This window comes from Treponema sp. (assembly GCF_045657965.1).
GTDB lineage: Bacteria > Spirochaetota > Spirochaetia > Treponematales > Treponemataceae > Treponema_D.
Genome location: NZ_JAZOUG010000075.1, coordinates 1 through 8886 on the forward strand (window position 1 = coordinate 1; position 8886 = coordinate 8886).

Annotated in this window: 9 protein-coding genes; 4 read left to right on the forward strand and 5 right to left on the reverse strand. The window is 36.8% G+C overall.

Going from position 1 to position 8886, the window contains the following annotated elements; genetic code table 11:
• Positions 1-581: aminotransferase class I/II-fold pyridoxal phosphate-dependent enzyme (locus tag ACKI5B_RS02745; RefSeq protein WP_407425596.1), on the reverse strand; the 581-nt coding region annotated here is incomplete at its 3' end.
• Between the two features lie 117 nt (positions 582-698).
• Complete coding sequence (locus ACKI5B_RS02750) at positions 699-1679, reverse strand: DNA-methyltransferase (RefSeq protein ID WP_407425598.1); 981 nt, start codon at positions 1677-1679, stop codon at positions 699-701.
• Between the two features lie 162 nt (positions 1680-1841).
• Between ACKI5B_RS02750 and ACKI5B_RS02755 the strand changes: the two genes are divergently transcribed.
• The gene (locus tag ACKI5B_RS02755) at positions 1842-2105 is read left to right on the forward strand and encodes a hypothetical protein (RefSeq protein WP_407425600.1); all 264 of its coding nucleotides are present in this window, start codon (positions 1842-1844) and stop codon (positions 2103-2105) included.
• Between the two features lie 43 nt (positions 2106-2148).
• Here ACKI5B_RS02755 and rsfS read toward each other — a convergent pair whose 3' ends face one another.
• From rsfS to ACKI5B_RS02770, 3 genes are all read right to left on the reverse strand, one after another.
• Positions 2149-2493, reverse strand: a complete 345-nt coding sequence (gene rsfS / locus ACKI5B_RS02760) for a ribosome silencing factor (protein ID WP_407425602.1) — start codon at positions 2491-2493, stop codon at positions 2149-2151.
• Positions 2494-2504: 11 nt separating this feature from the next.
• The gene (locus tag ACKI5B_RS02765) at positions 2505-3704 is read right to left on the reverse strand and encodes an LCP family protein (RefSeq protein WP_407425604.1); all 1200 of its coding nucleotides are present in this window, start codon (positions 3702-3704) and stop codon (positions 2505-2507) included.
• A 68-nt stretch (positions 3705-3772) separates the two neighbouring features.
• Complete coding sequence (locus ACKI5B_RS02770; protein ID WP_407425606.1) at positions 3773-5569, reverse strand: ABC transporter ATP-binding protein; 1797 nt, start codon at positions 5567-5569, stop codon at positions 3773-3775.
• Between the two features lie 96 nt (positions 5570-5665).
• Between ACKI5B_RS02770 and ACKI5B_RS02775 the strand changes: the two genes are divergently transcribed.
• The 3 genes from ACKI5B_RS02775 to ACKI5B_RS02785 form a co-directional block, all read left to right on the forward strand.
• Positions 5666-6313 carry a hypothetical protein gene (locus tag ACKI5B_RS02775; RefSeq protein ID WP_407425608.1) on the forward strand — a complete coding sequence of 216 codons (648 nt, stop codon included), beginning with the start codon at positions 5666-5668 and terminating at the stop codon, positions 6311-6313.
• Between the two features lie 18 nt (positions 6314-6331).
• Entirely contained in the window at positions 6332-7489 is a 1158-nt protein-coding gene (locus ACKI5B_RS02780; RefSeq protein WP_407425610.1) for an exonuclease SbcCD subunit D, read from the forward strand.
• Positions 7490-7491: 2 nt separating this feature from the next.
• A partial coding sequence (locus ACKI5B_RS02785; RefSeq protein WP_407425612.1) for an AAA family ATPase occupies positions 7492-8886 on the forward strand: 1395 nt, incomplete at its 3' end.

The following is an 8886-nucleotide window of genomic DNA, read 5'->3' on the forward strand; positions in this document are numbered from 1 at the left end:
CCCCATTCAAAAGGACGGCAGTTAATTGGTGTAGCAAAAGTGTTGTCTACGATGAGAGGAACTCCTTTTTTGTGAGCGATTTTTGCCCAGCGTTCGATGTCAAAAACAGTGAGGGCAGGGTTTGCGATTGTCTCGCCGAAAACAGCCTTTGTATTCGGTTTAAATGCTGCCTGAATTTCTTCATCGGAAGCATCCGGAGAGATGAAAGTGAAGTCAACGCCCATCTTGCGCATGGTGACATTAAAAAGATTGAATGTTCCGCCATAGATTGAGCTTGAAGCTACGATATGGTCGCCGTTCTGAGCTATGTTGAATGTAGCAAAGAAGTTTGCAGCCTGACCTGAGGAAGTGAGCATTGCGGCAGATCCGCCTTCAAGTGCGCAGATTTTTCCTGCAACCATGTCGTTAGTCGGGTTCTGCAGTCGTGTATAAAAATATCCTGAAGCTTCAAGGTCAAAGAGTTTTCCCATATCTTCGGAAGTGTCGTATTTAAAAGTCGTAGACTGAATGATTGGAATCATTCGTGATTCACCGTTTTTTGGTGAGTAGCCGGCATGAATACATTTTGTTGCGTTTTCCATTTTTAATTTCCTCTATGGATAGATTTTAACCAAAATCAAGAATTTATTAAACAGCCTTAATCTTCAGAATTCGACACAGATACACACGGATAAAAAAATAATCAGTGTCCATCTGTGTTAATCTGTGGTTACTTTTTTCTTCTGTCCGGAAAGACTGTTTCGCTCCCAGAAAACACCGTCTTTATACCCCTGAATTTCCTTATCACTTTCGGCACAAATAAGCCTTTTTTCTGCCCAGAGACAATATTCTTCGTTCTGTTCGATTCCCACATAATGCCGGCCAAGTTTTTTTGCAACTACGCTTGCCGTTCCGCTGCCCAAAAACGGGTCAAAAACAATGTCACCGGGTCTGCTTGAAGCCAGAATAAGCTTTGCGTAAAGTTTTTCGGGTTTTTGGGTCGGATGATCAGTATTCTCGGGCATTGACCAGAAAGGAATCGAAATGTCATCCCAGAAATTTCCGGGATATGTAAGGCGGAAGTTACCATCCTCGCCTTCATTCCAGTCTTTCGGCTTTCCGTTTTCTTTGTATGGCGCGATTACTTTCCGCTTCATTTTTACAGCTTCAACATCAAAATAGTAGTCGTTCGGATTTTTGACTGCAAACCAGATATCTTCCATAGAGTTTTTCCAGTTAAATTTTGCACCCCTTCCCTTTTCACGCTGCCAGGTAATTCTGTTGAGAACTGTAAGTTCCTTTTCGACAGCACGCTGGAGTGAAGAAGTGCATTTCCAGTCACCGCAAATGTAAAGAGAGCCGTTTGGTTTTAGTTTTTTGCAGACAAGAGGAAACCAAAGTGAAAGATACTCATCGTAATCATTTTCTGAACGGGCATTAAAAACCCTTCCGCCAAAATTTTTCGTAAGATTATAGGGCGGGTCAACAATAATAAGGTCAGCAAATTCATCAGGAAGAAGAAAAAAAGCTTCCATGACATCGGCATTAATCGTTCTGTTTAAAAAAGTTTCTATTGATACAGGATTTCCTTTATTTTCAGAACGCAAATCTTCCAAAGAAAGCAGTTTATTTTTAAGGAAAGGAATTTCTGATTCTTCCAGTGTAAGTGTACGGTTACGGAAAGCTTTTTCTTTTGGCATATAATCCATTTTATAAAATTTTTAAAACAAACACCACAATATAATCTGAAAAAATTTACTTTTGGAGTTTTTGGAGATTTTTTTTTGAAAATTCTTATTTTATTTCTATTGACACAACCAGCCTATAAATTTAAAATCATGTGTCTTTGACAAGGAATCCTCATGTTTTATAATGATGAAATAACAAACGATGTTAAGATTATGGCTCTCGGTTTTTCTTATACCGATGAGATTGACGAAGCTTATGAAGATTCAGGAGAGGAAGACGATTTTGAATCTTTAAGCGATGATACTCTCAACAAATTTGATGATGATATTTACGACGACACCTTAGACGATGATGATGTAAATGTCACCTACGATTCCGACTATCCAGAAGATTATAACGACGAACTTACAGAAGATTATTCTGATTCAGAAGAATAAAAAAATACGCTGCACTTTTGCAGCGTATTTTTTTTACCCCTAATTACCGCAGTTTTTTACCGCCATGCCAGAGTTTTTCCAGATCATAAAACTCACGGGCATCTTTACTCATTAAGTGAACCACTACATTTCCAATATCGATTAAATTCCAGTCATCACCAGACGGAGCTTTATTGTGTGTAACATGGATTTCCATTTCATTTGCTTTGACATAATCTTTAATTTGTTTTGCAAGTCCCTGCCAGTGACTTGAACTGTGAATGGTTGCGATTACAAAATAATCAGTCCAGCTGTTCAATTCTGAAACATCAATTACAGTAACCTCTTCAGCTTTAGAATCTTCGAGTATCTGTGCAATTTCAAGTGCGTTTTCCTGTGCAGTTTTCATAAATAAATCTCCTATTTTTTAACATAACGACCGTCGAAGTCTCTTCCAAGAATTATAGTAAAGTCTACATTAGACACACTTGTATTATCGGCATCTTCCGAAATACTTTCTTCGACTATATTCGTACAGCGGATAAAATCTCCCAGACTTTTTGCAACCTCCGCATTACCGATATGATTAATAATGACCGTTTTATCATAATCATTAGAATCTGCATTTCCAGTCGCAATAATATCATATCCAGCACTTTGAAGTAATGCCATTGTATTGCGGGCTAATCCCTGAACTGTAGTACCGTTTTGTATTTCAAGCACATATGTACGGTTTACATTAACATTATCAAGGGAAATAAGTGAGTTTGATACCTGTTTAAAGACATCTTTTATAAGCTGACCGTCATAATACGGAAAAAGAAGCGTTTTTCCATCAACTACGCGCTTAGAACCGGTAATCGTCTGAGGTGTAAGATGTTCAGAATCAACCTGAGAAATTATGGTTAAAAGTTTATAAAATTCTTTTTCATCAAGACTGGTAAAAATTTTCCTGCTTATAATATCAAAAGATTTTTTATCCTTAAGTATTTTTTCATTTCTTGAAAGTGCTGCAAAAAAAGCAAGGAGTACATTCTGCCTTCGTTCAATTACATCATCTTCAGTTTCGTCGGATTTTTCGTAATTGAGATAAGTTTGAATTTTTTCACCATCTAGGGAAACTACTCCGCTTGGTAAAAGATAACGCTCACCTTCTTCATTTTTTACATCAACAGGAGAAGGAACGAAAATCTTCATTCCTCCGAGCATATCTGTAAGTTCGCCGAATTTTGTAAGGTTCAAAACCATATAAAACGGAATTGTCTGCCCTACAAGATTTTCGATTTCTGCCTTATAGGTTTCAATTCCTTTTTCAAGATAAACGGAATCTATGGAGTCAACACGTCCCAGACTTTGAAAAATTGCACCGGTATTTCCAAGAATATTAATAAGTGCACCGCGCTTTGAAACCGGATAATATATAAACACATCGGTAAAAAACACCCTGTTTCGGTCTTCGAGAACGACAAGAGTTTTTATAACGGTATCTGATTCTATATTTTCTTCAACTTTGCTTACTCTGAGCGAAAGCACTAAAGCAACTGTAACAGAAATGAGAATTATAAAAATCAGAAGGAGCAGAAAAGCTCCTTTGTTTGAATTCGGATTATTTATTTTCATTTTTAAAAAATTATATAATATTTTTAAAGAAAGTTACAGTGGGTAATTTTACTGCGTTTTACTTCCTGTTAATTTTCACTCATCTGACTTTCATAAACTTCACGGTAAATCCTGCTGGTCTGCATAAGCTGTTCATGGCTGCCTTTTGAGCTTATTCTGCCTGAATCAAGTACAACGATAAAGTCTGCATCCTGCACAGAGGCAATTCTCTGTGCAATTATGATTTTTGTTGTTTCGGGAAGTGAAATCCGCAGGGCATTTCTTATCCGTAAATCTGTTGCAGTGTCTACTGCACTTGTTGAATCGTCAAGAATCAGTATTTCAGGCTTTTTTACAAGTGCGCGTGCAATGCAGATACGCTGCTTTTGACCACCGGAAAGATTTACTCCGCCCTGTCCTAAACAGGTTTCGTATCCTTGCGGAAAGGCAGAAATAAAGCCGTGGGCATCACTTGCTTTGCAGGCTTCGATTAAATCTTCATCTGCTGCATTTTCGTTTCCCCATCTTAAATTTTCTGCAATTGTTCCTGAAAAAAGAGTATTTTTCTGCAAAACAAAACCGATTTTTTTACGCAGTTCATTCAGATTCCACTTACGCACATCAATTCCTGCAACCGTAACTTTACCCTGAGTTACTTCATAAAGCCGGGGAATCAGCTGCACCAGAGTTGATTTTGAGCTTCCTGTTCCTCCAAGAATTCCGACTGTACTTCCACGAGGAATTGTAAGGTTAATATCAGAAAGAACGGCATGTTCCATTTTTTTGTCGTAAGAAAAATATACGTGTTCAAAAATAATGGAATAATCGTCACGTGATATTTCAGGGGTACGGGGGCTTGCCCCTGTAGAGAGGGTAGAACGCAACGAAGTGCGGGCGCAGGGGGAGACTTCCCCCCCCTGATTCCTGATTTCTATTTTCTCATCCAGTACTTCCAGGATTCTTGAGAGTGAAGTCCGGCTTAAAATGAACATTACAAAAAGGCGTGAAAGCATCATCAGTGACATTAAAATCTGGGTGATGTAGGAAATAAAGCTGATAAGCTCGCCCGGAAACATTCTGCCTTGAATTACCATATTGCCGCCAAACCACAGGGCACTGACAATGCAGGCATAAATTGTGAGCTGCATTAAAGGCATGTTGATTATTACGATTTTTTCGGCTGAAGCCTGTGTGTGCTGTAAATCATCTGCAATGGTGTCAAATTTTTCATTTTCGTGTTCACCGCGGACAAAAGATTTTACAACACGGATTGCAATTAAATTTTCCTGAACGACCCGGTTTAAGCTGTCATATTTTTCAAGCATTTTCTTAAAACGCGGATAAACAGCCAGCACGATTGAAAGTAAAACTGCTGCAAGAACAGGAATTACAATTACAAAAATAAGTGCAAGAGTTGAATTTATCGAAAAGGCCATGATGCAGCCAAAAATCATCATGATTGGAGAGCGTACCATTGTGCGGATTATGTTCTGGTACATATTCTGAAGGTTTGTAACATCGGTTGTAAGGCGTGTAACCAGAGACTCTGTGCCAAAATGGTCCATATTTGAAAAAGAAAATTCCTGAACACGTGAAAAAAGTTTTTTACGTAAATTCTTTGAAAAGCCGAACGCTGCCAGTGAAGAAATACGTCCGCACATAACTCCGCAAAAAAGTGAAAAACAGGCCATAAAAACCATTAAAAGGCCATTCCGGATTACGAAAGCTGAATCGGAGTTTTTGATTCCAGTGTCTACAAGACGGGCCATGACAAGAGGAATCGTTGTTTCCATTATGACTTCACCGAACATAAAAAGCGGTGAAAGGACTGTGTAAAAAATATAGCGTTTTTCCAGTCCGGAAGTAATTTTTTTCACGAACGACATGAAACCATTATAACAAAAACAATGTTTTCTAATAAATATATGTTATTCCATTTAATATTATTTAAATTTATTTTAATATGCGTTAAACTTTAAGATATGGCAGAACATGGTGTAAGTCTTTCTCAAGACGAAGTTGACAAATTACTTGGGATCACAACCTCAAAAAGTGATTCACCAGAAATCGAAAAAAAAGTTTACCGTACAAAACATATATATTCAGAATCTCAAATAAAGCAGATCCGGTCTTTCTGTAAAGGTGCCTACGTGCGCTTCAGAGTTGCTTTGCGGGAAAAATTCGGTGAGCCAAAAGTCCGCAAAATGCCGATTACAGCAATTGAACATATGAATATCGATGAATTCTTTGACAATGCAAATTCAAACGAATTCCTTTATGAAGTAGATTTTAACGGCGGTAAGAGCTATATAAAACTTGACTCTTTCCTTTTTGGTGCCCTTTCCGGTTTAACCATCGACACCAAGCACAAAATTAACCGTTTTCAGAGTGAAGTTCTCAAAGATTTTGTAATCAGTCTTTTTGCAGAAAGTTTTGTGCAGCATATAAAAGCAGATTATTCTCCTGTTATCACACCTCTTTTTGAAAAAGAAAAGAGCGCTTATTATTCAGGAAAAACAGGGCTTTGCGTTACTGTAAAGTGGAATGAAAATTTACGTTCCTTTGGCATCGAAAAAGTTTTCCTTTCAACAGAACTGCTTGATTCCCTCAACTTGAAAAAAGGCGAGTAAAACTGTAAATTTCTTCCAATGAAGTTTCTCCATTTAGCCGACCTGCATTTAGGAAAGCGGGTCAATGATTTTTCCATGATTGAAGATCAGGAATTTATCTTAAATCAAATTCTTGAAATTGCAGAAAACGAAAAAATTGACGCTACTGTAATTGCCGGCGATGTTTATGACAAATCAACACCAAATGAGCAGGCTGTTTCTCTTCTTGATTCATTTTTAGTCAGTCTCTCAAATCTTAAAATCAAAGTTTTTTTAATTGCAGGAAATCATGATTCAGCGGAACGGCTTTCTTTTGGATGCCGTCTTATGGAAGCAAGCGGACTTCATATTTCAAAAGCTTACGACGGTAAAATTGAAACAACCGCCTTAGAAGATGATTATGGAAAAATCAATTTTTATCTTCTTCCGTTTATTAAACCTGCTCACATACGCTCAATTTTTAATAAAGAAACCGAAACATATACGGAAGCTGTAAATGAAGCTTTAAAACAGATTAACCTCAATAAAAATGAGCGCAATGTGCTTATAACACATCAATTTGTAACAGGCTCTTCTAAATGTGATTCAGAAGATTTTTCTGTAGGCGGCAGTGATAATGTTGATTCATGGGTTTTTGATGACTTTGATTATGTAGCACTGGGACATATTCATTCACCTCAGAAAATCGGCCGCGAAACGCTCAGGTATTCCGGTACGCCGCTCAAATATTCATTTTCAGAGTGTAATCATAAAAAATCTGCCTGTCTCGTAGAAATGAATGAAAAAGGCAATATAAAAATAAATTTAATACCATTGAAGCCTCTTCATGATATGCGTGAAATAAAGGGAAAATTTTCAGACATTCTGACAGGAAAAGAAGCTGGTGTCAAAAATTCCTCAATTGAAGATTACCTTCATATCACATTAACTGATGAAAATGACATTCCGGACGCACTTGCAAGACTAAGGCTGGTTTATCCCCGGATAATGAAACTTGATTATGACAATGAACGCACCAGAAACAGTCTAAGTGCGCAAATGACAGTTTCCCTGCAAAAAAAGAGTCCTGTTGAAATTTTCTCAGATTTTTTTGAAACTCAGAATGGAAATTCCATGAATGAAAACCAGTATAATTTTATCAATAATTTAATAAACTCGATTCTTGCAAAAGATGAACACTCATCATCAGTGGAGTAAAAATGCGTCCGTTAAAACTCACAGTTACAGGTTTTGGTCCTTATGCAAAAAAAACCTTTCTCGATTTTGAAAAGCTGGGAAAGACTGGTCTTTTTCTGGTTACAGGCGATACTGGAGCAGGAAAAACATCAATTTTTGATGCTATTTCTTTTGCACTTTTTGGTGAAGCAAGCGGTGAGGAACGTAAATCCAGTATGCTCCGTTCAATTTATGCAGATGATGATACCCCGACAGAAGTTGAACTTACTTTTTCTTATAACGAAAAAATTTATACAGTAAAGCGTAATCCGGAATATATGCGTAAAGCAAAACGGGGCGATTCACTCACAAAAGAAATTGCAAATGCCAAGCTTACACTTTCTGGCGGCAAAATAATTACAAAAATCAAAGATGTCAATGAAAAAATTATAGAAATTTTAGGAATCGATAAAAATCAGTTTTCTCAGATTGCAATGCTTGCTCAGGGAGATTTCCAGAAACTTCTGAAATCAGACACAAAATCGAAGCAGGATATATTCAGAAAAATTTTTAAAACAGATTTTTATGCCTTTCTGCAGGAAAAACTTAAAGAAAGCTGCAGGGAACTTAAAAATGAACGCGAAAATGAAAAACGCAGCATCGGACACCTTCTTGCAGGAATTATGTTTGATGAAACTTCTGAAAACTCGGAAAATTTAAAAAAAGCAAAAAATGGTGAGCTTATTCTTGAAGAAGCAGTTACCTTTATTTCAAACCTTCTTGACGATGACAGGAAAACTGAATCGATTCTTCAAAAAGAAGATAAAAAACTTAATATTGAAGCCGAAAAAATTTCTGTACGCATAAAACAGGCCGAAACTTTTCTTGAAAATAAAAAACTGCTTGATGAACAGCAGAAAAATTTCGAATCAATAAAACAGCAGAATGAACAAGACAGAATAGCTCTGGAAGACGCAAAATCTCACGAAGAAGAACTTTCAAATCTTGAAGAAGAACGTGTTACGCTTTTAAATCTTCTGCCTCTTTATGATGAACTTGAGCAGAAAAAATCAGAACTGGCGAAAATTGAAAATGAAAACAAAATTGAAGAAAACAATTTTATTAAAATCCAGAATAAACTCTCCAGTATTATTACAGAAATTGATGATACATCAAAAAATCTGGAAAATCTTAACAGTATCGAAAATGAAAACCATCAGATTTCGGTAACTCTTACCTCGTTAGAAAATGAATATGAATCTTTAGAAAGCCTGTCAAACAAAACAGATGAAAAACAAAAACTTGAATCAAAAAAAAATGAAGAACAGACACATTTTTTAGATTTAAAAGCTGAAGAAGAAGGCTGCCTTACACAGTACAATACTCTCAGAGCTCAGTATCTGAATGAGCAGGCAGGTCTTCTTGCATCAAATCTTAAA

Bases quoted from the DNA above. Each gene is read 5' to 3' on its own strand.
- ACKI5B_RS02775 (WP_407425608.1), top strand. From the start codon at position 5,666: ATGGCAGAACATGGTGTAAGTCTTTCTCAAGACGAAGTTGACAAATTA.
- ACKI5B_RS02765 (WP_407425604.1), bottom strand. From the start codon at position 3,704: ATGAAAATAAATAATCCGAATTCAAACAAAGGAGCTTTTCTGCTCCTT.
- rsfS (WP_407425602.1), bottom strand. From the start codon at position 2,493: ATGAAAACTGCACAGGAAAACGCACTTGAAATTGCACAGATACTCGAA.
- ACKI5B_RS02780 (WP_407425610.1), top strand. From the start codon at position 6,332: ATGAAGTTTCTCCATTTAGCCGACCTGCATTTAGGAAAGCGGGTCAAT.
- ACKI5B_RS02755 (WP_407425600.1), top strand. From the start codon at position 1,842: ATGTTTTATAATGATGAAATAACAAACGATGTTAAGATTATGGCTCTC.
- ACKI5B_RS02750 (WP_407425598.1), bottom strand. From the start codon at position 1,679: ATGCCAAAAGAAAAAGCTTTCCGTAACCGTACACTTACACTGGAAGAA.
- ACKI5B_RS02770 (WP_407425606.1), bottom strand. From the start codon at position 5,569: ATGTCGTTCGTGAAAAAAATTACTTCCGGACTGGAAAAACGCTATATT.